This window comes from Streptomyces sp. NPDC059454, from assembly GCF_042749965.1.
GTDB lineage: Bacteria > Actinomycetota > Actinomycetes > Streptomycetales > Streptomycetaceae > Streptomyces.
In genome coordinates this window covers 1-22,560 of record NZ_JBHYVC010000044.1, presented here as the reverse complement: position 1 = coordinate 22,560, position 22,560 = coordinate 1, and the positions used below count along the sequence as shown (strand labels likewise).

Here is a 22,560-nt window from a genome sequence, read left to right as displayed (position 1 = left end):
GGCCCGGTGTTCGCCGGGCGCCCCTCGTCGTGACTGAACGGAGGTGGGTCGCGCTGCCCGGCGCTTACGGGGTGCCTCCCCCCTCTCGGCTTCGCTCGAGCGGGGGTACCCCACCGTCCACCCGTGCCGCTGGGGGCACCTCCCAGGCCTTCAGGGCACCGGGGGAGGCACGATGGCCCGCGGGTGCGGCGGCAGGGGCTGCCCGCGGTGAGCGGCCTTGACCAAGGCTTGCGTCACTCGCGTGTCCTCGCCCATTTCGGGGTGCCACTGGACGCCCAGGGCCCAGGCAGGTGCCGGCAGCTCGATCGCCTCCACCGTGCCGTCCTCCGCGTGGGCCGAGGGGATCAGGTCCTTGCCCAGGCGATCCACCGACTGGTGGTGGTAGGCCGGTACGGAGGTCTGTTCCGGGGCGATGCCGGCGTAGAGCGTGCCCGGGACCGGCTTGACCGGGTGGCGGCCGAAGACGCCCGGCACCTCCGCGTGGCCGTCGATGTGCTGGACCAGGGTGCCGCCCAGGGCGACGTTCAGGAGCTGCATGCCCCGGCAGATCCCCAGCAGCGGGATCCCGCGGTCCAGGGCCGCCTCGATCAGGGCGAGTTCCCAGGCGTCCCTGGACCGGGCGGGCGGCCCGGTGCGGGGGTCGGGCTCGGCACCGTAGCGGACGGGTTCCACGTCCGGGCCGCCCGCGATCACCAGGCCGTCGAGCCGGGCCACGGTCGCCGCCGCCCGCTCCGGCGCGTCCGGCGGGAGCATCGCGGCCAGTCCGCCCGCCCGCTGCACCAGCCGCGGATAGCCGGCCGGCAGCAGTGCGGCGTCCAGTCGCCACACTCCCCAGCGCACACCGGGCTCCACGTACGTGCTGATGCCGATGAGTGGTCCGGCCGACACGTCGAGCACCTTCCTTCGCTTTCAGTCCCGTGACAACTCCGCCTCGGCCGCCGCCAGCGCCGCGAATTCCTCCTCCGGCGCCTTCGCCACCAGATGCCTGCGGCTGTACAGCCCGAAGTACGCCACCGCCACGATGTACACGGCCAGCGCGATGAACGCCGCCGTCACGTCCACCAGGAACGTCGCCACCAGCGCCGCGCACGCCAGCACCAGCGCGACCGACGAGGTGAGCACACCGCCCGGCGTCCGGTACGGCCGCGGCAGTTCCGGCTCCCGGCGGCGCAGCACGATGTGGGAGAGCGACATCAGCGCGTACGAGATCGTCGCGCCGAAGACGGCGATGTTCAGCATGCGGGCGCCGTCGCCCGACCCGGCGGCCAGCGCGAAGCCGATCGCCCCCGGCACCAGCAGACCGAGGTACGGCGCCCGGCGGCCGCTGGTGAGGGAGAGGAATTTCGGCAGGTAGCCCGCCCGGGACAGCGCGAACAGCTGGCGCGAACCGGCGTAGATCAGCGAGAAGAACGAGGCGACCAGTCCCGCGAGGCCCGCGTAGTTCACGATCCGGCTCAGCGCCGTCGCCCCGCCGTCCGGCTGGAGCGCCTCCACCAGCGGGTTGCCCGCGTCCTGGACCGCGGCCGAGCCCCGCGCCCCGGCCGCCGCGAAGAAGGTCACCACGGCCAGCACCACCAGGATGCCCATGGACCAGCGGATCGCCCTCGGCAGCGTCCGGGCCGGTTCCCTGGTCTCCTCGGCGGCCAGTGGTACGCCTTCCACGCCCAGGAAGAACCACATGCCGAACGGGAACGCCGCCCAGATGCCCAGCAGCCCCATCGGAAGCCAGGAGTTCGCGCCGAACGCGGAGGAATCCACCGGGATGTCGTCCAGCGAGGACGCGTCGAACTCGGGCAGCGCCCCCAGTGCGAACACCACCAGCGCCGCCACCGCGATGCCCGTCACGACGAAGCTGAAGCGCAGCGCCTCGCCCACGCCCCACAGGTGGATGCCGATGAAGACGATGAAACAGGCCAGGTACACAGGCCAGCCGGACTCCAGGCCGAACAGGCCCAGCGACTCGACGTAGTCACCGATGAAGATGGAGATCGCGGCGGGCGCGAGCACGTACTCGATGAGGATCGCGGTCCCGGTGAGGAACCCGCCCCACGGTCCGAGCGCCCGGCGGGCGAAACCGTAGCCGCCGCCGGCCGTGGGCAGGACCGACGACAGCTCGGCCAGGGCGAAGACCATGCAGGTGTACATGGCGCCCATCAGCACCATGGCGATCGCCAGGCCGCCGAAGCCGCCCTCGGCCAGGCCGAAGTTCCAGCCCGAGTAGTCGCCGGACACGACGTAGGCCACACCGAGGCCGGTCAGCAGCAGCCAGCCGGCGCTGCCGCGGCGCAGCTTCCTGCGTTCGAGGTAGTCGTCCGGCTCACCGGCGGGTTCTTGGGACGCGGACGGAAGGCTCACAAGGCGACTCCCCAGGGGGCGGTGACGTCAGGGGGCAATGGAACGGATCCAGACCTTTGTGGGCCCATACCTTCGTGGGGCGGAGACCGTGAGCGCAAGCCCCATGCGTCAAACCGCGGTAAGGCCGGTCGCGTCACGCCCTCACGCCAGGAACCCGCGCAGCAGCGCCGCCGTCCCCGCGCAGTGCTCGCGCGTGATCTCCCGCGCCCCGTCCGCGTCCCCCTCCAGCACCGCCTCCACCAGCGCGGTGTGCTGCCGCTGGGAGTGCTCCAGGTTGCGCACCAGCAGCGGGATGCAGTCCAGCAGGTCGTTCACCGTGGCCCGTACCGCCGCGTACTGCGCGGTCAGCGTCGGTGAGCCGCACAGCTCCGCGAGGGTCAGGTGGAACAGCGTGTCAAGGCGCCGGTAGTCCGCCAGCGGCGCGTCCCGCGTGCCGGACAGCGCCTCGCGCAGCCGCGCCGCCTGCTCCGCCGCCAGCCCGTGCGCCGCGCACAGTCCCGCCGCGCCCACCTCCAGCACCTCACGGAAGCGCAGCACGTCCTCGATGTCGACCTCGGCGATCCGCCGCCGCAGCTCCTCCTCGCCGGTGTCCGTCGGGCGGGGCAGCACAAACGTTCCGCCGTACCGGCCGCGCCGCGACTCCACGAGCCCCTGGTCCTGGAGCACCTTCAGCACTTCGCGCAGCGTCACCCGGCTGATCCCCAGCCGCTCCGCCAGCTCCCGCTCGGCCGGCAGCCGCTCCCCGCCCGCCACCAGACCCAGCCGCACCACCTGGAGGATCTGCTCCAGCGCCTCCTCGAAGCCGTTGCCCGCGCGGACCTGCCGCAGCACCGGCGCCAGGCGGTCCCCGACCGCGCCGGCCGTTTCCCGTGGCATCCGGCCGTGCCCCCTTCCCAAGCAAAGGTTCTCGGCAATACCTTATGGCTCCCGGCGTGACCGAAGAAGCCCGAGGAGGCCCTCCCGTGGCAGACCGCACACCACCGCTCGGTGTCGAGGAACTGCACGCCCTCGTCGCCGGCGGTGAGATCGACACCGTCGTCCTGGCCTTCCCCGACATGCAGGGGCGGCTCCAGGGCAAGCGGTTCGCCGCGCGCTTCTTCCTCGACGAGGTGCTCCGGCACGGCACCGAGGGCTGCAACTACCTGCTCGCCGTCGACGCCGACATGAACACCGTCGACGGCTACGCCATGTCCTCCTGGGAGACCGGCTACGGCGACTTCGCCATGTACCCCGACCTCGACACCCTGCGCCGGGTGCCCTGGAACGAGGGCACCGCCCTGGTCGTCGCCGACCTCGCCTGGGCCGACGGCTCCCCGGTCGTCGCCGCCCCCCGGCAGATACTGCGCCGCCAGCTGGACCGCCTCGCCGCACTCGGCTACACCGCCCAGGTCGGCACCGAGCTGGAGTTCATCGTCTTCAAGGACACCTACGAGCAGGCCTGGGACGCCGGCTACCGCGGACTCACCCCCGCCAACCAGTACAACGTCGACTACTCGGTGCTCGGCACCGGCCGCGTCGAGCCCCTGCTGCGCCGCATCCGCAACGAGATGGCCGGCGCCGGGCTCACCGTCGAGTCCGCCAAGGGCGAGTGCAACCCCGGCCAGCACGAGATCGCCTTCCGCTACGACGAGGCCCTGGTCACCTGCGACCAGCACGCGGTCTACAAGACCGGCGCCAAGGAGATCGCATCCCAGGAGGGCGTGTCGATCACCTTCATGGCCAAGTACAACGAGCGCGAGGGCAACTCCTGCCACATCCACCTCTCCCTCGCCGATCCCGGCGGTGACAGCGCCATGCCGGACTCCGCCGAGGAGCCGGACGCCATGTCCGAGGTCATGCGCCACTTCCTGGCCGGACAGCTCGCCGCGCTCCGCGAGTTCTCCCTGCTCTACGCCCCGCACATCAACTCCTACAAGCGGTTCCAGCCGGGCTCCTTCGCCCCGACCGCCGTCGCTTGGGGGCACGACAACCGCACCTGCGCCCTGCGCGTGGTCGGCCACGGCCGCTCCCTGCGGTTCGAGAACCGGCTGCCCGGCGGCGACGTCAACCCGCACCTCGCCGTGGCCGGCATGGTCGCCGCGGGCCTGTACGGCATCGAGCAGAAGCTTCAGCTGCCCGAGCCCTGCCCCGGCAACGCCTACACCGCCGGCTTCGAGCACGTCCCCACCACCCTGCGCGAGGCCGCCGAGCTGTGGGAGAACAGCGCGATCGCCAAGGCGGCCTTCGGCGACGAGGTCGTCGCGCACTACCGCAACATGGCGCGCGTCGAGACCGACGCCTTCGACGCCGCGGTCACCGACTGGGAGCTGCGCCGCTCCTTCGAACGCATGTGAGGCACTCCTTGTCCGACCGGCACCCCGAACTCCAGGTACGCAACCCCGCGACCGAGGAGGTGATCGCCACCGTCCCCGCCGCGACCTCCGCCGACGTCGACGCCGCCGTCGTACGCGCCGCCCGCGCGCAGACCGCCTGGGCAGCCCTCGCGCCCGGCGACCGGGCCCGGCTGCTGCGCCGGTTCGCCGCCACGGTCGACGCGCACGTCGAGGAACTGGCCCGCCTGGAGGTCCGCGAGGCCGGCCACACCCTCGGCAACGCACGCTGGGAGGCGGGCAACGTCCGTGACCTGCTCGACTACGCGGCCGGGGGAGTGGAGCGCCTCACCGGCCGGCAGATCCCGGTCCCCGGCGGGGTGGACGTCACCTTCCTCGAACCGCTCGGCGTCGTCGGCGTCATCGCCCCCTGGAACTTCCCGATGCCGATCGCGGCCTGGGGCACCGCACCCGCCCTCGCCGCCGGCAACGCGGTGCTCCTCAAGCCCGCCGAGACCACCCCCCTCACCGCCCTGAGCCTCGCCGGACTCGCCCTGGAGGCGGGCCTGCCCGAGGGCCTGTTCCAGGTGCTCCCCGGACACGGCCCCGTCGCCGGGAACGCCCTCGTCGAACACCCCGGCGTCGCCAAGATCGTGTTCACCGGGTCGACCGCCGTGGGCAAGCAGGTGTGGGCCAGGGGCGCGGACCGCCTCAAGCGCGTCACCCTCGAACTCGGCGGCAAGAGCCCCAACATCGTCTTCGCCGACGCCGACCTGGAGGCCGCCGCCGCAGCCGCCCCCATGTCCTTCCTCGACAACGCCGGCCAGGACTGCTGCGCCCGTACCCGCATCCTCGTCCAGCGCTCCGCGCACGACCGGTTCCTGGACCTGCTCGCCCCCGCGATCGAGGCGGTCCGGGTGGGTAACCCGGCCGACGGGAACGTGGACATGGGCCCGCTGATCTCCGCCGCCCAGCTCGCCCGCGTCCGCTCCTACGCCACCGACGGCCTCGACGGCATCCGCGGCAAGGCCCCCGAGGGCCCCGGCTACTGGTTCCCGCCCACCGTCCTCACCGGCGTGGACCCGCGCGCACGCGTCGCGGTCGAGGAGGTCTTCGGCCCCGTCGCCGTCGTCCTCCCCTTCGACGACGAGGCCGACGCCGTACGCCTGGCCAACGCCACCGACTACGGCCTCGCCGGCTCGGTCTGGACCCGGGACGTCGGCCGCGCCCTGCGCGTCTCCCGGGCCGTCCGCGCCGGGAACCTGTCCGTCAACTCCCACTCCGGCGTCCGCTACTGGACCCCCTTCGGCGGGTTCAAGCAGTCCGGCGTCGGGCGCGAGCTCGGCCCGGACGCGCTGAGCGTCTTCACCGAAACCAAGAACGTCTTCATCAGCACGGAGGCCTGAGGGCACATGAGCGAAGAGAACATCTGCCGACGGCTGGTCGGCCGCACCGCCGTCGTCACCGGAGCCGGCAGCGGCATCGGTCTCGCCACCGCCCGCCGGCTCGCCTCCGAGGGCGCGCACGTCGTCTGCGGGGACGTCGACGAGGCACGCGGCAAGGCCGCCGCCGAGGAGACCGGCGGCGTCTTCGTCGACGTCGACGTCACCGACCCCGAGCAGGTCGAGGCGCTGTTCCAGGCCGCGTACGACACCTACGGCAGCGTCGACATCGCCTTCAACAACGCCGGGATCTCCCCGCCCGACGACGACTCCATCCTGGAGACCGGCCTCGACGCCTGGAAGCGCGTCCAGGAGGTCAACCTCACCTCCGTCTACCTGTGCTGCAAGGCAGCCATCCCCTACATGCGGCGTCAGGGCAAGGGTTCCATCATCAACACCGCGTCCTTCGTGGCCCGGATGGGGGCGGCCACCAGCCAGATCTCGTACACCGCCTCCAAGGGCGGCGTCCTCGCCATGTCCCGGGAACTCGGCGTGCAGTTCGCCCGCGAGGGCATCCGCGTCAACGCCCTGTGCCCCGGCCCGGTCAACACCCCGCTCCTCCGGGAGCTGTTCGCCAAGGACCCCGAGCGTGCCGCCCGGCGCCTGGTGCACATCCCGCTCGGCCGGTTCGCCGAGGCCGACGAGATCGCCGCCGCCGTCGCCTTCCTGGCCAGCGACGACTCCTCCTTCGTCAACGCCACCGACTTCCTGGTGGACGGCGGGATCTCGGGGGCGTACGTCACACCGCTGTAGCGCTCGCCCTACAGTGCCCGGATGAGCATGACGCCCCCACCCGGCTGGTACCCCGACCCGTACGCCCCGCACCTGGAGCGCTGGTGGGACGGCACGGCCTGGACCGGGCACCGGCGCACGCCCGGGGAGCCCGCCGTGCCGCCGGCCCCGTCCACCGGCGGCAGCGGCCGCGCGAGGGCGATCGCCCTCACCACCGCCGGTGCCGTGCTGGTCGCGGCGGTCGTCACCGGCGCGGTGCTCCTCGGCGGGGGCGACGGCGCCCCGGAGACGCGCACCGGTCCGACGGCCACCACGTCCGCCCCGGAGTCCCCGTCACCGTCCGCGTCCGAGCCGCCCGCCGGGGACCCGGACGTCGTCGAGGACCAGCTCAACGGGATCACCTTCCCGCTCCTCGACGGCTGGGTCCGCCCCGAGAACGTGACCCAGGACGACGTCGTCATGACCACCGACGGCACCTACGACTGCCCCGGCGACGGCACCGTCTGCCGGCACGGCCTCGTCATCTCCCGCACGGTCACCGAGAACGACGAGACCTCGCCCGAGGCGCTCGCCGAGGAGGACATCTCCGACGCGGCCGAAGCGGCCTTCGGCGAGGACCTCCTCGGCCAACGCCCTTACGGCGGGCTGGAGTCCCACGAACTCGTGAAGTCCGGCCCGGTCGCGGTGGCGGGCCGCGCCGGGTACTTCGTGCGCTGGCGCGTCACCACCGCCGAGGGGCCCGGCGGCTATGTGCAGTCACTGGTGTTCCCCTCCAGCGTCGGCACCGGGTCCCCGGTCCTCGTCCGCTACGTCTTCGACGCCGGGGAGGACGGCCCGCCCCCGGCCGACATGGACCGCATCACGGAAGGCATCCGCTCGGTCACCGACCCGGCCTCCGGCGGCGGCGTCGGCAGCAGCGTCGGCCCGGCGGACTGAGCGGCTAGAGGAACGTGTGGCCTTCGCCGCGGTACGTCGGCACGGTCGCCGTCACCGCGTCGCCCTCCACCAGGTGCAGCGCGTCGAACCGCTCGCACAGCTCGCCCGCCTTGGCGTGCCGGAACCACACCCTGTCGCCGATCAGCAGATCGTCGGCGGGCGGGCCCAGCAGCGGTGTCTGCACCTCGCCGGCCCCCTCCTGCGGGTCGTACTCCAGCCCCTCCGGCAGGTACGGCACCGGCAGCCGGTCCGCGCCGGGCGCGCCCGACGCCGGGTAGCCCCCGCCCAGCACCGTCACCACGCCGACACCGGGCCGCCGTACGACGGGCAGGGCGAACAGGGCCGCCGGACGCCCGCTGAACGACGTGTAGTTGTCGAACAGCCGCGGCACGTACAGCCCCGAACCGGCCGCGATCTCGGTGACCGCGTCCTCCGCGGCGGTGTGCTGCACACTGCCCGTGCCGCCGCCGTTGACGTACTCCAGATCCGGTACGACCGCCCGCACCGCCCGCACCACCGCGGCCCGCCGCTCGGCGAGTTCGCGGCGCGCGGCGGCCTGCATCAGCCGTACCGCACGCGACCGCAGCGGCCGTCCGGCCACCGCGTCGCCGACACCGGCCACATGACCCTCGTACGCCATGATCCCGACGACCTCGAACCCGGGCCGCCGGGCCACCGCGCGCGCGAACTCGGCGACCTGGGCGGGGGAGTGCAGCGGGGAACGCCGGGCGCCGATTCGCACCCGCCCGCCCAGCAGCTTCAGGGACGTGTCCAACTCCAGGCACACGCGCACCACTTCACCGCCGCCCGCGCGCGAGGCGTCGATCAGGTCCAGCTGGGCCGGATCGTCGACCATGACCGTGACGGCGGCGGCGAGCCCGGGATCGGCGGCGAGCTCGGCGTAGCGGGCGCGGTCGGCGGAGGGGTAGGCCAGCAGGACGTCGTCGAAACCGGAGCGGGCCAGCCACAGGGACTCGGCGAGCGTGAACGACATGACGCCCGCGAAGCCGTCCCGGGCGAGGACCCGTTCGAGCAGCGCACGGCAGCGTACGGACTTGCTCGCGACCCGGACCGGCTTCCCGCCGGCCCTGCGGACCAGGTCGTCCGCGTTGGCGTCGAAGGCCCCCAGGTCCACGGTCGCGAAGGGGGCGTCGAGGTGGGCGGTGGCCCTGTCGTAACGGGCCCGGTCGGCGGCGCGCGCAGTCATGGGCGCAGCCTGCCAGACGGGATTACCCCACGGTAGGGGATGTTCCGGGCAGATGCCGCGGCCCTGCGGACTGGTTCCCGTCCGACGCGGACCACGCCGTAGAGTGACGCGCACGCACGGCGGAACGGGGCCGGCCGGAGAGCCGGGCCGGGATGACGCGCCGTCCGTGCGGGTATCTGTGCCCGGGACGAGTCCGTGCCGGGCGGGCACGACGAAACGGGGGGTGCATGAGCACGGAAGCGCGCCGCGCCTCCCACCCCCCGCGCCCCACCGTCCCTCCGCGTCCCGCGCATCCGCCGAGGCCGGCGGAGACCGGCACGGAGACGGAGCGCTCCGCGGCCACGGAGACGGACCGCTCCGCGGCCACGGAGACCGGCGTCCCGCGAGGACGCACCTCGGGCGGCTCCGGCCTCTTCGACCCCCGCGAACCGTCCCGCCCCCCGGCCGGCACGCCCGGCGAACACGCCTCCGGCGCCCCGGTCCCGCCCGCGCCGGCCCACCCGCCGGCCGGCGGCCGCGGCGGCGCGCCCGGCCCCGGCGGGCAGCTCCGCGACGGCTCGGTCACGCCCGAGCCCCGTGGGCGGACCTCCGGCGGATCGGGCACGTTCGAGCCCGACGGAGCGCGTCCAGGGGCCGAAGGCCGTGCGGATGCCGGTCTCGGCGGCCCGAGCGGTCCGAGCGTGCCCCGTGGGCGGACCCCCGGCGGATCCGGTGCGTTCGAGGGCCGTGAGACCACGCGCCCGCCGGCCCGGGACGCCGGCCAGGACGGTACGGGCGCGGCCGGCGCCGGCCGCCCGGCGCCCCGGCCGCGCTTTCCGCGCTTCGGTGACGGCGCGCCCGCCGGTACAGGCCCGGTGGCGCCCCCGCCGCCGCGTGCCTCCGCCCGCTTCCCCGACGCGCCGCCGGCCGCCGGGCGCGGCACGCGGTCCCCGGGCGGCTCGCCCTCCGTACCGCCGCAGCCCGCCCACCGGCCCGCCGCACGCGGTACGGGCACCCCTCCCGAAACCGCGTCGGAGACGACCACCCGCCTGCGCGCCGTGCCGCCCGCACGGCCGGGCACGGACGAAGCACGCCGTGCGGGCACGACCCCGGCGTCCGGCACGCGCCCGGGCACCGCCGGTGCGGGCCGTTCCGAGACGGACCCGGCGTACGCGCCCGCCCGTACCACCCGCCCCGCCCGGCGGCCCGGCCCCGGCGAGGAGACGGCCGGGACGGGCTCGACGGGCGGGCCCGATCCCGCTCTCTCCTGGAGCGCCCCCATGGCGCCGGGCGGAACACCCGGAGCGGGGCGGCCCGTCGTGTCGTTCGGGGAGCCGGAGGGGTACGACGAGGGCGCGCGGCCGCGGCCCCTCGGGCGGCGGGGACGGTCGCAGGCCGTCGCGGCCGCCGCCTGCCTCGTCCTCGGGACGGGACTCATCGGCGGTGCCGTCACCGGAAGCTGGCTCGCCGGGGACTCCGACGGGCCGGGCGCCCGGCACGGCTTCACCGCCGCCCAGGACATGTGGCACAACGTCCCGGTCGACCAGCTGTTCCCGCCCACCCTGCAGGGCAAGGGCGCGGGCCCCGGCGGCGCCGACCGGTCCTGGACCCGTATCGCCGTGGCCCCCGACAGCGGCTGCGAGGACGCCTTCGACGCCCTGCTGCGCAAGGTCCTCGCCCCCGTCGGCTGCGAGCGCCTGCTGCGCGCCACCTACACCGACGCCACCCAGAGCCACGTCACCACCGTCGGCCTGCTGTTCACCAAGGCCGACGCCGCCGCCATGACCTCCCTCGCCCGCCGTTTCGACGCCGAACGCCTGGACCGCCGTACCGACCTGATGCCCCTGCCGTACGCGGCGAAGGGCACCGCCGCCGCCGGGTTCGCCGCCGGACAGCGCGCCACCTGGGCGATCTCCGTCCTCACGGACGCCCCCGTCGTCGTCTACGCCGTCTCCGGGTGGGCCGACGGACGCGGCGTCGACACCCCGCAACCCGCCGAGGACGCCATGGAGTCCGGAGCCACCACCGCCCCCGCCCAGGCAGGCCTCGGCCACGAGGCCCGGGGCCTCGCCGACCGTGTCGAACGCGGCCTGCGCAAGAAGGCCGGCACCCCCACGGAGCAGCCGTCATGAGGCCCGTCACCGGCCGGCGCCCCGCCGCGGCGGCACTCGGCGGCCTCCTCGCCACCGCCCTCGTGCTCGTCCCCGCCACCGCCGCGCACGCCGACGGCATCCGCGCCCGGCAGTGGTCCCTGGAGGCCATGCACACCGAGGAGGCGTGGCGGACGACGAAGGGCGCGGGCGTCACCGTCGCCGTCCTGGACACCGGCGTCGAGGCCGACCACCCCGACCTCGACGGCAACGTCCTCACCGGCAAGGACCTCGTCGGCTTCGGCGCGAGCGAGGGCGACCGCGCCTGGGCCCGTCACGGCACCGCCATGGCCGGGATCATCGCCGGCCACGGACACGGCCCCGGCAACGCCGACGGCGTCATGGGCATCGCGCCCGAGGCGAAGATCCTCCCCGTCCGCGTGATCCTGGAGGACGGCGACCCCTCCCGCGCCGAGGCCCGCAAGACCCGCGGCAACGCCCTCGCCGAGGGCATCCGCTGGGCCGCCGACCACGGCGCCGACGTCATCAACCTCTCCCTCGGCGACGACTCCGCCTCCGCGCACCCCGAACCCGGCGAGGACCAGGCCATCCAGTACGCCCTGCGCAAGGGCGTGACCGTCGTCGCCTCCGCCGGGAACGGCGGCGAGAAGGGCGACCACGTCTCCTACCCGGCCGCCTACCCGGGCGTCATCACCGCCACCGCCGTCGACCGCTACGGCACCCGCGCCCCGTTCTCCACCCGCCGCTGGTACGCCACGGTCAGCGCCCCCGGGGTCGACGTGATCATCGCCGACCCCGACCACAAGTACTACGAGGGCTGGGGCACCAGCGCCGCCGCCGCGTTCGTCTCCGGCGCCGTCGCCCTGGTCAAGGCCGCCCACCCGGACCTCGCCCCGGCCCAGATCAAGCGGCTCCTGGAGGACACCGCCCGCAGCGCCCCCGCCGACGGCCGCGACGACTCCCGCGGCTTCGGCTTCGTCGACCCGGCCGCCGCGATCGAGGCCGCGTCCCGGCTGGAGCCGGAGGGCCTGAAGTCGGCGGCGTACGGCGAGAAGTACTTCGGTCCCGGCCCGGACACCGCCGGCTCCGACGACGGCACCGCCGACTGGGCGGCCCCCCTGGCGGGCGGCGCGGGCGGTGTGCTGCTGGTCGTCGCGGTGGTCCTGTGGCGCGGCCGGCGCACCCGCTACGACGCGGACTGAGCCCCGGCCGCGTCACCCGCGGTGCCCCCGGTGAACACGGACACCGCCGCCCGCGCCACGGCCTCGGCCAGCGCGATCCCCTCCTCCCGGGTCGCGTTGCCCCGCGACAGCACGGCCACCAGGTGGTCGTGGCCGCCGGCCGTCACCCGCCCGATGCTGTTGATCACCCACAGCCCGGTGGTGCTCCGCCGCAGCCAGCCGTTCTTCAACGCCCACGCCGCACCGTCGGCCGCCGCCGACACCCCCCACCGCTGCCCCACGGCGATCCGCTCCATCAGCTCCCGCACATACGCCCGCGAGGCCTCGTCCAGTTCCGAACCCGTCGCGCCGAACACCTGCCGCAGCAGCGTGAGCTGGTCGGTGGCCGTGGTCTGCGTCAGCCCCCACAGCGGGCCGTCCCCGCCCGCCGTCCCCGTCAGTCCGAACCGCTCGTTCGCGGCGTCGAGCCCGTCCGCCGTCCCGATCGCCCGCCACAGCGCGGACGTGGAGTCGTTGTCACTGTTCTCGATCATGGCGGCGGCGTACGCCTTCTCCTCGGCGGTCGGCGTCCGCCCCGCGTCCTGAGCCCGCAGCAGCAGCGCCGCCAGGATGTCGACCTTGACGATGCTCGCCGTGTCGAAGACGCCCCCTCCGTACGAGGCGGTCTCCCCGGAGTCCGCCTCGAGCACCGCCACCGACACCTCGGTACCGTCCGCCACGCCCACCGACTCCATGGCCGCCGCCAGCAGCGCGTCCCGGTCCACCGCCGCCTCCGTCGCGCTCTCCACCGCTTCCTCCCCGTCGGCCGCCTGCGAGGCCGACGAGGATACGGTTTCCGCCCGTGGGCGCGCCCACGGGGTCATGTACATCGTGCCCGCCGCCGTACCGCACCCGACGGTGATCAGTGCGAGGGCGAGGGCGACCAGGGCGCGCCGCCGGGGCCGACGGGCACGACGGCGCCGCCGCGGTCTGCTGGGGGAGTCCATGGCCGCGATGGTCGGGGCGGTGGCTGCGCGGACCGTTGGACGGAGCTGAGATCCGGCTCAGATCCCGGTGAGAGGCCGGTGAGGAATGCCGGCCACCCCCCGATAGGCTCGGTGACCGTGGCGAACAAGAACATCCCCGACTCCCCGTTCCGCGACGACGACGGCTCCGCCGACCCCCGGCTGAGCGCCGCGCTCGCCGCCTGGGCCGAGGACGGCAACGCCGTAGGCCCCGTCCTGCAGGCACTCAAGGGCGCCCGGCTGCTCGTCCCCGTCGTGGCCCTCCTCGGTGAGGTCGAGGAGGACGAGAACGGGCTGCGCCGCGAGAAGACCAGCGACATGGCCGTGCCGACCCTGAAGGCCGGCGGGCGCACCGCCCTGCCCGCCTTCACCTCCACCGAGTCGCTCGCCCGCTGGGACCCGGCGGCCCGCCCCGTCGCCGTACCGCTGCACCAGGCCCTGCAGGCCGCCGCGCACGAGAAGGCGGACACGGTCGTCCTGGACATGTCCGGCCCCGTGCCCTTCGAACTGACCGGTCCCACGCTGCTCGCGCTCGCCGAGGGCCGCACCAGCACGGACCCGCTCGCCGACCCGGCCGTCGTCCGGGCCGTACGGGCCGCCGTCGCCGCGGAGCCCGCCGTGCTGCGCGCCCACCTCGGGCCGGGCCAGGCCGACGGCACCCTCGCCCTCGTCCTCGACCCGGCGGTGCCCGCCGCCGAGGCCGCCCGCGCCGTGGCGCGGCGGCTCGCCGCCGACGAAACACTGAGGGCCCGCCTGGTGCGCGGCCTCGACCTGGCAGTCCTGCCGGCCGGGACCACGCCTCCGGGCGAGCCCTTGTACGTACGTCCCTGACGGCCTAGCCGTAGAGCGGCCCGGTGTACTTCTCGCCCGGGCCCCGGCCGGGCTCGTCCGGGACCAGGGATGCCTCGCGGAACGCCAGCTGGAGCGACTTCAGGCCGTCGCGCAGCGGCGCCGCGTGGAACGAGCTGATCTCCGTCGCGGAGGCGTCCAGCAGACCGGCCAGCGCGTGCACCAGCTTGCGGGCCTCGTCCAGGTCCTTGTGCGCCTCGCCCTCCTCGGTCAGACCGAGCTTCACGGCGGCGGCGCTCATCAGGTTGACGGCGACCGTCACGATCACCTCGACGGCCGGGACCTCGGCGATGTCGCGGGCCATGGCGTCGAAGTCGGGGTTGCCGGGGGTCTCGGAGGGGTCCGAGGGGGAGGTCTCACTCATGCCCCACACGATAGGCGCAGACGCGTGTCCCCTTGACAGCAGGAGGCACGAGACACGTGGTTAGCGCACGCCTTCCGGAGCTGCTAACCTTGTGTAACGACCGGTCGGACCCGTATGCCTCACGGCTCGCGAGCCCGGCCCACAAGTGGAGGCTTCGAACTCCCACCCGACCGCCCCCAGGGCGGCGGGTCACCGGTCAGGCGGTCCCGTCCTCTGGGCGGTGATCCGTCCGATGACGCGCCCCGCGGTCCCCGTGGCGGTGCTCCGGTAGTTCGAGGAGCCCCGCCTGTGACCGTCCGGGGCATTTTCTTTGCTCCGACGCGGTCAGGTCCAACGAACACAGACGTTACGCGGCTGTCCGCCAGACCGTCGCGTGGTGCTACCGAGGAGGATCCATCAGCGCCGAGCCCCGCATCAACGACCGGATTCGCGTTCCCGAGGTGCGACTTGTCGGTCCCAGCGGCGAGCAGGTCGGGATTGTCCCGCTTGCCAAGGCCCTGGAGCTTGCGCAGGAGTACGACCTCGACCTCGTCGAGGTCGCGGCGAACGCCCGTCCGCCCGTGTGCAAGCTCATGGACTACGGGAAGTTCAAGTACGAGTCGGCCATGAAGGCCCGTGAGGCGCGCAAGAACCAGGCGCACACGGTCATCAAGGAGATGAAGCTCCGGCCGAAGATCGACCCGCACGACTATGACACCAAGAAGGGTCACGTCGTCCGGTTCCTCAAGCAGGGCGACAAGGTCAAGATCACGATCATGTTCCGTGGTCGCGAGCAGTCCCGGCCGGAACTCGGCTACCGGCTGCTGCAGCGTCTCGCGGAGGACGTGGCCGACCTCGGGTTCGTGGAGTCGAACCCGAAGCAGGACGGCCGCAACATGATCATGGTTCTCGGTCCGCACAAGAAGAAGACCGAGGCGATGGCCGAGGCTCGCCAGGCGCAGGAGGCCCGCAAGGCGGAGGCGAAGGCCAACCCCGGCCGTTCGATGAACTCCGCGGACCCCGACGCCGCGAACGCCGACGCCCCGGCCGAGACTCCGGCTGAGGCCTCAGCCGAGGCGTGACCCCGGGGGACACACGTTCCCAGGACGTAACCGACACAAGTACGACGCTCCACCGTGCCCGGTTCTCATGACCGGGCACCGGAGCGCCACCGACGAGGAGAGAACGGCGCTATGCCGAAGAACAAGTCGCACAGCGGTGCCAGCAAGCGCTTCAAGGTCACCGGCTCCGGCAAGGTGCTCCGTGAGCGCGCCGGCAAGCGCCACCTGCTCGAGCACAAGTCGTCCCGCGTGACGCGTCGCCTCACCGGCAACGCCGAGATGGCCCCGGGCGACGCCGCGAAGATCAAGAAGCTTCTCGGCAAGTGAGACCGGGCGCCCAGCGCCTGATCCACCCACACCGGGACCCAATCGTTTCCGGGCCGTGTGAGGACACCCACGGCCCCGCTACAAGGAGTTAACAAGTGGCACGCGTCAAGCGGGCAGTCAACGCCCACAAGAAGCGCCGGGCGATCCTCGAGCAGGCCTCCGGCTACCGCGGTCAGCGCTCGCGTCTGTACCGCAAGGCCAAGGAGCAGGTCACCCACTCGCTGGTCTACAACTACAACGACCGCAAGAAGCGCAAGGGTGACTTCCGCCAGCTGTGGATCCAGCGCATCAACGCCGCTGCCCGCGCCAACGGCATCACGTACAACCGCTTCATCCAGGGTCTGAAGGCCGCGAACGTCGAGGTCGACCGCAAGATCCTGGCGGAGCTGGCCGTCAACGACGCGACGGCGTTCGCCGCGCTCGTCGAGGTCGCGCAGAAGGCGCTGCCGGCGGACGTGAACGCGCCCAAGGCGGCGTGAGCACTGCGTTGGCTTGAGGCCGACGTGAGATAAGGACCCGCAGGCTTAAAAGCTTGCGGGTCCTGTTGTTCGGTTCGTCGGCCGTCGTTCGGCTGCGGGTCCGTTGTGGTCGGTCGCGCAGTTCCCCGCGCCTCTGGGGAGTCGCGCGTGCCGCGTGTCGAGAGCTCCCGAAGGTGAAGAAGATGGTCCCCGTCAGCCCCGAGCTGATTTCTCCCCGTTCCGCCCGTGTGAGTGCCGCCCGGCGGCTCGGCAAGCGGAACTTCCGGGGGAAGGAGCGGCTGTTCCTCGCCGAGGGGCCGCAGGCCGTGCGGGAGGCCGCCGCGCACCGGGGCGGTGACACCGCCACGCTCGTCGAGCTGTTCGCCACCGTCGAGGCCGCCGAGCGGTACGCCGACATCGTCGGCGGGGCCCGCGACGCCGGCGCACGGATCCACCTCGCCTCCGAGGACGTCATCGCCGACATCTCCACCACCGTCACCCCGCAGGGGCTGGTCGGTGTCTGCCGGTTCCTGGACACGCCGTTCGAGGAGATCCTCGCCGCCCGGCCCCGCCTCGTCGCCGTCCTCGCCCACGTGCGCGACCCCGGGAACGCCGGCACCGTGCTGCGGTGCGCCGACGCCGCCGGGGCCGAGGCCGTCGTCCTCACCGACGCCTCCGTGGACCTGTACAACCCCAAGGCCGTACGCGCCTCCGTCGGCTCCCTGTTCCACCTGCCCGTCGCCGTCGGCGTCCCCGTCGAACAGGCCGTGACCGGACTGCGGGACGCGGGCGTGCGGCTGCTCGCCGCGGACGGCGCCGGGGACCGCGACCTCGACGACGAGCTCGACAAGGGCACCATGGGCGGGCCCACCGCCTGGGTCTTCGGCAACGAGGCATGGGGCCTGCCCGAGGAGACCCGCGCCCTCACCGACGCCGTCGTCCGCGTACCGATCCACGGAAAGGCGGAGAGCCTGAACCTCGCCACCGCCGCCGCCGTATGTCTCTACGCGTCGGCGCGTGCACAGCGCGCCGCCGGAGGGTGCCGCTCCGTCACCGGGAACTAGTAGGGTGACCAGCCCGGGGGCCCTCCCCCAAGCTCTCGGCAGGGTTCGGGCTCGGGGCGCCCCGGGAAGTTCCGAGAGGTGGGGTACGGGGATGAGCGTCGGCACGAGCAGCGCACCGGGCGCACAGCGGGCGGCGCACCCGCCCGCGCCCCGGCCCGGTGATCTCGCCGACCTCGGCATCGACCCCGACCAGTTGCCCGACGGCCTCGTCGTCGCCGACGAGCACGGACGGGTGATCTGCTTCAACGCGGCGGCCGCCCGCATCACGGCCGTCCCCGCCGAGCAGGCCCTCGGCCGGCCGCTGGAGACCGCCCTGCCGTTGGAGGACCTGGAGGGCCGCCGCTGGTGGCAGCTCACCGACCCCTACGGAGGCCTCGCCATCCGCGTCCGCCAGCCCGAACGCAACCTGCTGCTCCCCGGAGGGCGGGAAGTCCTCGTCTCCGCCCGCTACGTCCGCGCCGAACCCACCGGCCCCGTCCGCCGCGTCGTCGTCACCCTGCGCGACACCGAGGCCCGGCGCCGTACCGAGCGCAGCCACGCCGAGCTGATCGCCACCGTCGCCCACGAACTGCGCTCCCCGCTCACCTCCGTCAAGGGCTTCACCGCCACCCTGCTCGCCAAGTGGGAGCGGTTCACCGACGACCAGAAACGGCTGATGCTGGAGACCGTCGACGCCGACGCCGACCGGGTCACCCGGCTCATCGCCGAGCTGCTCGACATATCCCGCATCGACTCCGGGCGTCTGGAGGTGCGCCGCCAGCCCGTCGACATCGGGGCCGCCGTCGGACGGCACATCCAGGCCTACGTCGCCGCCGGACAACAGGCCGACCGCTTCCTGCTGCGGGTGCAGCACCCGCTGCCCGACCTGTGGGCCGACCCCGACAAGGTCGACCAGGTGCTCAGCAACCTGCTGGAAAATGCGGTGCGGCACGGCGAGGGAACCGTCACCATCGACATCACGCCCTCGGCGTCCCCCCGAGAACGGGAGAACGCTGAAAACGCAGCCACGTCGGTCACGGTGAGCGACGAGGGGCCCGGCATTCCGGAGGAGTCCATGAACCGCGTCTTCACCCGCTTCTGGCGGGGCAGCAAGCGCGGCGGGACGGGCCTTGGGCTGTACATCGTCAAGGGCATCGTCGAGGCCCACGGCGGCACCATCACGGTCGGACGCGCCCCCGGCGGCGGCGCGCAGTTCCGATTTACGTTGCCCGTGGCGGCACCCGCGTATCTCACCTGAGATCCGGGCCGAGCGCCACGGGCGCATTCGCTCACCCCCGCACCGTTAGACTCGGCCTTTGGCACCTTTGTGTCCCCAGAACCTGGACGCACTGTCCACGAGCCGGTACGGGGACCATCAGCCTGGGGGCACCTCCCAGCGGTAGCTGGGGGACAATCGGAAGCACGGGAAGAGATGTCGGCACCGAATAAGTCGTACGACCCTGTCGAGGTCGAGACGTTGAAACCGGAAGAGATCGAGCGCATGCGGGACGAGGCGCTCGCCGCCTTCGCCGCCGCGGACTCCCTCGACGCGCTCCAGGAGGCCAAGGTCGCCCACACCGGCGGCACCTCCCCGCTGGCGCTGGCCAACCGCGAGATCGGCGCCCTGCCGCCGCACGCCAAGGCCGACGCCGGAAAGCGCGTCGGCCAGGCGCGCGGTGCCGTGAACAAGGGTCTCGCCGCCCGTCAGGCCGAACTCGAGGCCGAGCGCGACGCGCGCGTCCTGGTCGAGGAGGCCGTGGACGTCACGCTGCCCTACGACCGGGTCCCGGCCGGCGCCCGCCACCCGCTCACCACGCTGTCGGAGCGCATCGAGGACATCTTCGTGGCCATGGGCTACGAGGTCGCCGAGGGCCCCCAGGTCGAGGCCGAGTGGTTCAACTTCGACGCCCTCAACATCGGCCCGGACCACCCGGCCCGCGGCGAGGCCGACACCTTCTTCGTGCAGGGTCCCCAGGGCGGCACCGAGTCCGGAGTCGTGCTGCGCACCCACACCTCGCCCGTGCAGGTCCGCTCCCTGCTCGACCGTGAGCTGCCGGTCTACGTGATCTGCCCCGGCCGGGTGTACCGCACCGACGAGCTGGACGCCACGCACACCCCCGTCTTCCACCAGGTCGAGCTGCTCGCCGTGGACGAGGGCCTGACCATGGCGGACCTCAAGGGCACCCTGGACCACATGGTCCAGTCGCTGTTCGGCGCGGAGATGAAGACCCGGCTGCGGCCGAACTTCTTCCCCTTCACCGAGCCGTCTGCCGAGATGGACATGCTCTGCTACGTCTGCAGGGGCGCGTCCGTCGGCAACACCGACCGGCCCTGCCGCACCTGCTCGTCCGAGGGCTGGATCGAGCTCGGCGGCTGCGGCATGGTCAACCCGCGGGTGCTCACCGCCTGCGGCGTCGACCCGGAGAAGTACAGCGGCTTCGCCTTCGGGTTCGGCATCGAGCGGATGCTGATGTTCCGCCACAACGTCGAGGACATGCGAGACATGGTCGAGGGTGACGTCCGGTTCACCCGGCCGTTCGGGATGGAGATCTGATGCGGATCCCGCTTTCTTGGCTGCGGGAGTACGTCGACCTGCCGGCGACGGAGACCGGCCGTGACGTACAGGCCAAACTCATTTCGGCCGGTCTCGAGGTCGAGACCGTCGAGCACCTCGGCGCCGACCTCAAGGGCCCCCTCGTCGTCGGCCGGGTGCTGACCATCGAGGAGCTGGAGGGCTTCAAGAAGCCGATCCGCTTCTGCACCGTCGACGTGGGTCGGGCCAACGGCACCGGCGAGCCCCAGGAGATCGTCTGCGGCGCCCGCAACTTCGCCGTCGGCGACAAGGTCGTCGTCGTCCTCCCCGGCGCCACCCTGCCGGGCGGCTTCTCGATCTCCGCGCGCAAGACGTACGGCAAGACCTCCCATGGCATGATCTGCTCCAGCGACGAGCTGGGCATGGGCGAGGACGGCACGCACGGCATCATCGTGCTGCCGCCGGAGACCGAGGTCGGCAAGGACGCCATCGAGCTGCTGGAACTGGTCGACGAGGTCCTGGACATCGCCGTCACCGCCAACCGCGGCGACTGCCTGTCCCTCCGCGGTGTCGCCCGCGAGGCCGCCATCGCCTACGGCCTGCCGCTGCGCGACCCGGCGCTGCTCGACGTGCCCGGTCCGAACGCCTTCGGCTACCCGGTGAAGGTCTCCGACCCGGCCGGCTGCGACCGCTTCACCGCCCGCACGGTGACCGGCCTCAGCCCCGAGGCGCGCTCCCCGATCTGGCTGAAGCGCCGGCTGCAGAAGGTCGGCATGCGCCCGATCTCGCTCGCCGTGGACGTCACCAACTACGTGATGATGGAGCTCGGCCAGCCGCTGCACGCGTACGACCGCTCCCTGGTCCAGGGCACCATCGGGGTGCGCCGGGCCGAGGAGGGCGAGAAGATCGTCACCCTCGACGGCGTCGAGCGGAAGCTGCACGCCGAGGACCTCGTCATCACCGACGACCGCGGCCCCATCGGGCTGGCCGGTGTCATGGGCGGCGCGGACACGGAGATCGCCGACCACGACGACCTCGAGAAGTCGACCGGCGACGTGGTGATCGAGGCGGCGCACTTCGACCAGGTGTCCGTCGCGCGCACCGCCCGCCGCCACAAGCTGTCCTCCGAGGCGTCCCGCCGCTTCGAGCGCGGCGTCGACCCGCAGGCCGCCGCCGCTGCCGCGCAGCGCACCGTCGACCTGCTGGTGCTGCTCGCCGGCGGCACCGCCGAGGCCGGCGTCACCGAGGTCATCGCCCCGACCGCGCCGCGCACCATCACCGTCGCCGCCGACCATCCGGACAAGGTCGCGGGTGTCGCCTACGGCCGCGAGACCGTTGTACGCCGACTCCAGGAGGTCGGCTGCGATGTGTACGGGAAGGACGAGCTGATCGTCACCGTCCCGTCCTGGCGGCCCGACCTCACCGACGCCAACGACCTGGCCGAAGAGGTCATCCGGCTGGAGGGCTACGAGAACCTGCCCTCCACGCTGCCCAAGCCGCCGGCCGGCCGCGGCCTGACCGCCCGCCAGCGCCTGCACCGCCGCGTCGGCCGGGCGCTCGCCGGGGCCGGTTACGTCGAGTCGCCGAACTACCCGTTCGTCAGCGAGCAGGTCTTCGACCAGCTCGGCCTGGAGACGGACGACCCGGCCCGCCGCGTCGTCAAGCTGGTCAACCCGCTCAGCGACGAGGAGCCCGCGCTGCGCACCTCGCTGCTGCCGGGCCTGCTCGGCGCGCTGCGCCGCAACGACGGCCGGGGCTCGCACGACCTGGCCCTGTTCGAGACGGGCCTGGTCTTCCACCCGCGTGCCGGACAGCGGGTCGCGGCCGGCCTGCCCGTCGACCGGCGGCCCAGCGAGGCGGACATCGCCGAACTGGACGCCGCACTGCCCGACCAGCCGCGGCACGTCGCCGTCGTGCTGACCGGCGCCCGCGAGCAGGCCGGCTGGTGGGGCAAGGGCCGCACCGCCGACTGGGCCGACGCGGTCGAGGCCGCCCGGACCGTCGCCCGTGAGGCAGGCGCCGAACTGGGCGTCCGCAAGGGCCAGTACGGTCCGTGGCACCCGGGCCGCTGCGCCGAGCTGACCGTCACCGTCGACGGCGCCGAGCGCGTCATCGGCCACGCCGGTGAGCTGCACCCGCGCGTCCTGAAGACCCTGGGCCTGCCCGCGCGGGCCTGTGCGATGGAGCTGGACCTGGACGCCCTGGAGCAGGTCGGCGACGACACCCCGCAGGCGCCGGGCATCTCCACCTTCCCGGTCGCCACGCAGGACGTCGCGCTGGTCGTGGACGCGTTCGTCCCGGCGTCGGACGTCGAGGCGGCGCTGCGCGAGGGCGCCGGTGAACTGCTGGAGTCCATCCGCCTGTTCGACGTGTACGAGAACGCCGAGCAGCTCGGCGAGGGCCGCAAGTCCCTGGCGTACGCGCTGCGGTTCCGCGCGACCGACCGCACGCTGACCGTCGACGAGGCGTCGGCGGCCCGCGAATCGGCGGTCACCCTGGCGGGCGACCGCACCGGAGCGGTCCTGAGGAGCTAGCGCCCGCTTCCGGCCCGCCCGGCCCAATCAGCCCGTCCGGCGTTTGAGGACAAAGGGGGGTCTGGGGGCGCAGCCCCCGGGGACGGGGCGGGAAGGGGCGGCGGGGGCGAAAACACGAAAGCCCCACAGCCGCCCGCGAGGGCAACCGCACAGATG

20 protein-coding genes are annotated in these 22,560 nt (G+C 73.5%); 14 read left to right on the top strand and 6 right to left on the bottom strand.

Annotation, left to right across the window (positions count from 1 at the left end):
- Positions 1-150 precede the first annotated feature (150 nt).
- The 3 genes from ACFXAE_RS25590 to ACFXAE_RS25580 all read right to left on the bottom strand — a co-directional run bounded on the left by ACFXAE_RS25590 (position 151) and on the right by ACFXAE_RS25580 (position 3,231).
- Complete coding sequence (locus ACFXAE_RS25590; protein WP_384718853.1) at positions 151-888, bottom strand: gamma-glutamyl-gamma-aminobutyrate hydrolase family protein; 738 nt, start codon at positions 886-888, stop codon at positions 151-153.
- Positions 889-909: 21 nt separating this feature from the next.
- A complete protein-coding gene (eat, locus tag ACFXAE_RS25585) occupies positions 910-2,355 on the bottom strand; it encodes an ethanolamine permease (RefSeq protein ID WP_384718851.1) in 1,446 nt (481 codons plus the stop codon).
- A gap of 141 nt (positions 2,356-2,496) precedes the next feature.
- Positions 2,497-3,231: a FadR/GntR family transcriptional regulator gene (locus ACFXAE_RS25580; protein ID WP_384718849.1), complete on the bottom strand. Its 735-nt coding sequence runs from the start codon at positions 3,229-3,231 to the stop codon at positions 2,497-2,499.
- Between the two features lie 86 nt (positions 3,232-3,317).
- On the opposite strand from ACFXAE_RS25580, the gene ACFXAE_RS25575 reads away from it, so the two are divergent.
- The 4 genes from ACFXAE_RS25575 to ACFXAE_RS25560 are packed head-to-tail and all read left to right on the top strand — an operon-like array spanning position 3,318 to position 7,774.
- Positions 3,318-4,688 carry a glutamine synthetase family protein gene (locus ACFXAE_RS25575; RefSeq protein ID WP_384718847.1) on the top strand — a complete coding sequence of 457 codons (1,371 nt, stop codon included), beginning with the start codon at positions 3,318-3,320 and terminating at the stop codon, positions 4,686-4,688.
- Between the two features lie 8 nt (positions 4,689-4,696).
- A complete protein-coding gene (locus tag ACFXAE_RS25570; protein WP_384718845.1) occupies positions 4,697-6,070 on the top strand; it encodes an aldehyde dehydrogenase family protein in 1,374 nt (457 codons plus the stop codon).
- 6 nt (positions 6,071-6,076) lie between these two features.
- Positions 6,077-6,859, top strand: a complete 783-nt coding sequence (locus ACFXAE_RS25565; protein WP_384718843.1) for a 3-oxoacyl-ACP reductase — start codon at positions 6,077-6,079, stop codon at positions 6,857-6,859.
- Between the two features lie 27 nt (positions 6,860-6,886).
- The gene (locus ACFXAE_RS25560; RefSeq protein ID WP_384718921.1) at positions 6,887-7,774 is read left to right on the top strand and encodes a DUF2510 domain-containing protein; all 888 of its coding nucleotides are present in this window, start codon (positions 6,887-6,889) and stop codon (positions 7,772-7,774) included.
- A gap of 4 nt (positions 7,775-7,778) precedes the next feature.
- Here ACFXAE_RS25560 and ACFXAE_RS25555 read toward each other — a convergent pair whose 3' ends face one another.
- The gene (locus tag ACFXAE_RS25555; protein ID WP_384718841.1) at positions 7,779-8,981 is read right to left on the bottom strand and encodes an amino acid deaminase/aldolase; all 1,203 of its coding nucleotides are present in this window, start codon (positions 8,979-8,981) and stop codon (positions 7,779-7,781) included.
- A 227-nt stretch (positions 8,982-9,208) separates the two neighbouring features.
- On the opposite strand from ACFXAE_RS25555, the gene ACFXAE_RS25550 reads away from it, so the two are divergent.
- Together ACFXAE_RS25550 and mycP are read left to right on the top strand one after the other, a co-directional pair.
- Positions 9,209-11,092 carry a hypothetical protein gene (locus ACFXAE_RS25550; RefSeq protein WP_384718839.1) on the top strand — a complete coding sequence of 628 codons (1,884 nt, stop codon included), beginning with the start codon at positions 9,209-9,211 and terminating at the stop codon, positions 11,090-11,092.
- Positions 11,089-12,273, top strand: a complete 1,185-nt coding sequence (gene mycP / locus ACFXAE_RS25545; RefSeq protein ID WP_384718837.1) for a type VII secretion-associated serine protease mycosin — start codon at positions 11,089-11,091, stop codon at positions 12,271-12,273. The genes ACFXAE_RS25550 and mycP overlap by 4 nt, the downstream gene beginning before the upstream one ends.
- Here the strand turns inward: mycP and ACFXAE_RS25540 are convergent.
- Entirely contained in the window at positions 12,258-13,238 is a 981-nt protein-coding gene (locus ACFXAE_RS25540) for a serine hydrolase (RefSeq protein WP_384718835.1), read from the bottom strand. The two genes, mycP and ACFXAE_RS25540, sit on opposite strands and share 16 nt — an antisense overlap.
- Positions 13,239-13,355: 117 nt before the next feature.
- Between ACFXAE_RS25540 and ACFXAE_RS25535 the strand changes: the two genes are divergently transcribed.
- Positions 13,356-14,087, top strand: a complete 732-nt coding sequence (locus ACFXAE_RS25535) for an SseB family protein (RefSeq protein ID WP_384718834.1) — start codon at positions 13,356-13,358, stop codon at positions 14,085-14,087.
- 4 nt (positions 14,088-14,091) lie between these two features.
- On the opposite strand, the gene ACFXAE_RS25530 is transcribed toward ACFXAE_RS25535, so the two are convergent.
- Positions 14,092-14,469, bottom strand: coding sequence for a DUF1844 domain-containing protein (locus tag ACFXAE_RS25530; protein WP_384718832.1), 378 nt, complete (start codon positions 14,467-14,469; stop codon positions 14,092-14,094).
- Between the two features lie 395 nt (positions 14,470-14,864).
- On the opposite strand from ACFXAE_RS25530, the gene infC reads away from it, so the two are divergent.
- The 7 genes from infC (at position 14,865) to pheT (ending at position 22,404) form a co-directional block, all read left to right on the top strand.
- Entirely contained in the window at positions 14,865-15,530 is a 666-nt protein-coding gene (infC, locus tag ACFXAE_RS25525; protein WP_384718919.1) for a translation initiation factor IF-3, read from the top strand.
- 111 nt (positions 15,531-15,641) lie between these two features.
- Positions 15,642-15,836: a 50S ribosomal protein L35 gene (gene rpmI, locus ACFXAE_RS25520; protein WP_004933563.1), complete on the top strand. Its 195-nt coding sequence runs from the start codon at positions 15,642-15,644 to the stop codon at positions 15,834-15,836.
- Positions 15,837-15,931: 95 nt separating this feature from the next.
- Complete coding sequence (gene rplT / locus ACFXAE_RS25515; RefSeq protein WP_004933571.1) at positions 15,932-16,315, top strand: 50S ribosomal protein L20; 384 nt, start codon at positions 15,932-15,934, stop codon at positions 16,313-16,315.
- Positions 16,316-16,497: 182 nt separating this feature from the next.
- Entirely contained in the window at positions 16,498-17,358 is an 861-nt protein-coding gene (locus tag ACFXAE_RS25510; RefSeq protein WP_384718829.1) for a TrmH family RNA methyltransferase, read from the top strand.
- Positions 17,359-17,449: 91 nt separating this feature from the next.
- Complete coding sequence (locus ACFXAE_RS25505) at positions 17,450-18,595, top strand: ATP-binding protein (RefSeq protein ID WP_384718827.1); 1,146 nt, start codon at positions 17,450-17,452, stop codon at positions 18,593-18,595.
- Positions 18,596-18,769: 174 nt separating this feature from the next.
- Positions 18,770-19,891, top strand: a complete 1,122-nt coding sequence (gene pheS, locus ACFXAE_RS25500) for a phenylalanine--tRNA ligase subunit alpha (protein WP_384718825.1) — start codon at positions 18,770-18,772, stop codon at positions 19,889-19,891.
- Entirely contained in the window at positions 19,891-22,404 is a 2,514-nt protein-coding gene (gene pheT, locus ACFXAE_RS25495; RefSeq protein ID WP_384718823.1) for a phenylalanine--tRNA ligase subunit beta, read from the top strand. Before pheS ends, pheT begins: the two co-directional genes overlap by 1 nt.
- Positions 22,405-22,560 lie beyond the last annotated feature (156 nt).

Coding starts and splice junctions, on each gene's coding strand:
- ACFXAE_RS25560 (WP_384718921.1), top strand. CDS start 6,887: ATGACGCCCCCACCCGGCTGGTACCCCGACCCGTACGCCCCGCACCTG.
- ACFXAE_RS25555 (WP_384718841.1), bottom strand. CDS start 8,981: ATGACTGCGCGCGCCGCCGACCGGGCCCGTTACGACAGGGCCACCGCC.
- ACFXAE_RS25530 (WP_384718832.1), bottom strand. CDS start 14,469: ATGAGTGAGACCTCCCCCTCGGACCCCTCCGAGACCCCCGGCAACCCC.
- mycP (WP_384718837.1), top strand. CDS start 11,089: ATGAGGCCCGTCACCGGCCGGCGCCCCGCCGCGGCGGCACTCGGCGGC.
- pheS (WP_384718825.1), top strand. CDS start 18,770: ATGTCGGCACCGAATAAGTCGTACGACCCTGTCGAGGTCGAGACGTTG.
- ACFXAE_RS25505 (WP_384718827.1), top strand. CDS start 17,450: ATGAGCGTCGGCACGAGCAGCGCACCGGGCGCACAGCGGGCGGCGCAC.
- ACFXAE_RS25550 (WP_384718839.1), top strand. CDS start 9,209: ATGAGCACGGAAGCGCGCCGCGCCTCCCACCCCCCGCGCCCCACCGTC.
- ACFXAE_RS25540 (WP_384718835.1), bottom strand. CDS start 13,238: ATGGACTCCCCCAGCAGACCGCGGCGGCGCCGTCGTGCCCGTCGGCCC.
- pheT (WP_384718823.1), top strand. CDS start 19,891: ATGCGGATCCCGCTTTCTTGGCTGCGGGAGTACGTCGACCTGCCGGCG.
- ACFXAE_RS25565 (WP_384718843.1), top strand. CDS start 6,077: ATGAGCGAAGAGAACATCTGCCGACGGCTGGTCGGCCGCACCGCCGTC.
- ACFXAE_RS25510 (WP_384718829.1), top strand. CDS start 16,498: ATGGTCCCCGTCAGCCCCGAGCTGATTTCTCCCCGTTCCGCCCGTGTG.
- ACFXAE_RS25580 (WP_384718849.1), bottom strand. CDS start 3,231: ATGCCACGGGAAACGGCCGGCGCGGTCGGGGACCGCCTGGCGCCGGTG.
- rpmI (WP_004933563.1), top strand. CDS start 15,642: ATGCCGAAGAACAAGTCGCACAGCGGTGCCAGCAAGCGCTTCAAGGTC.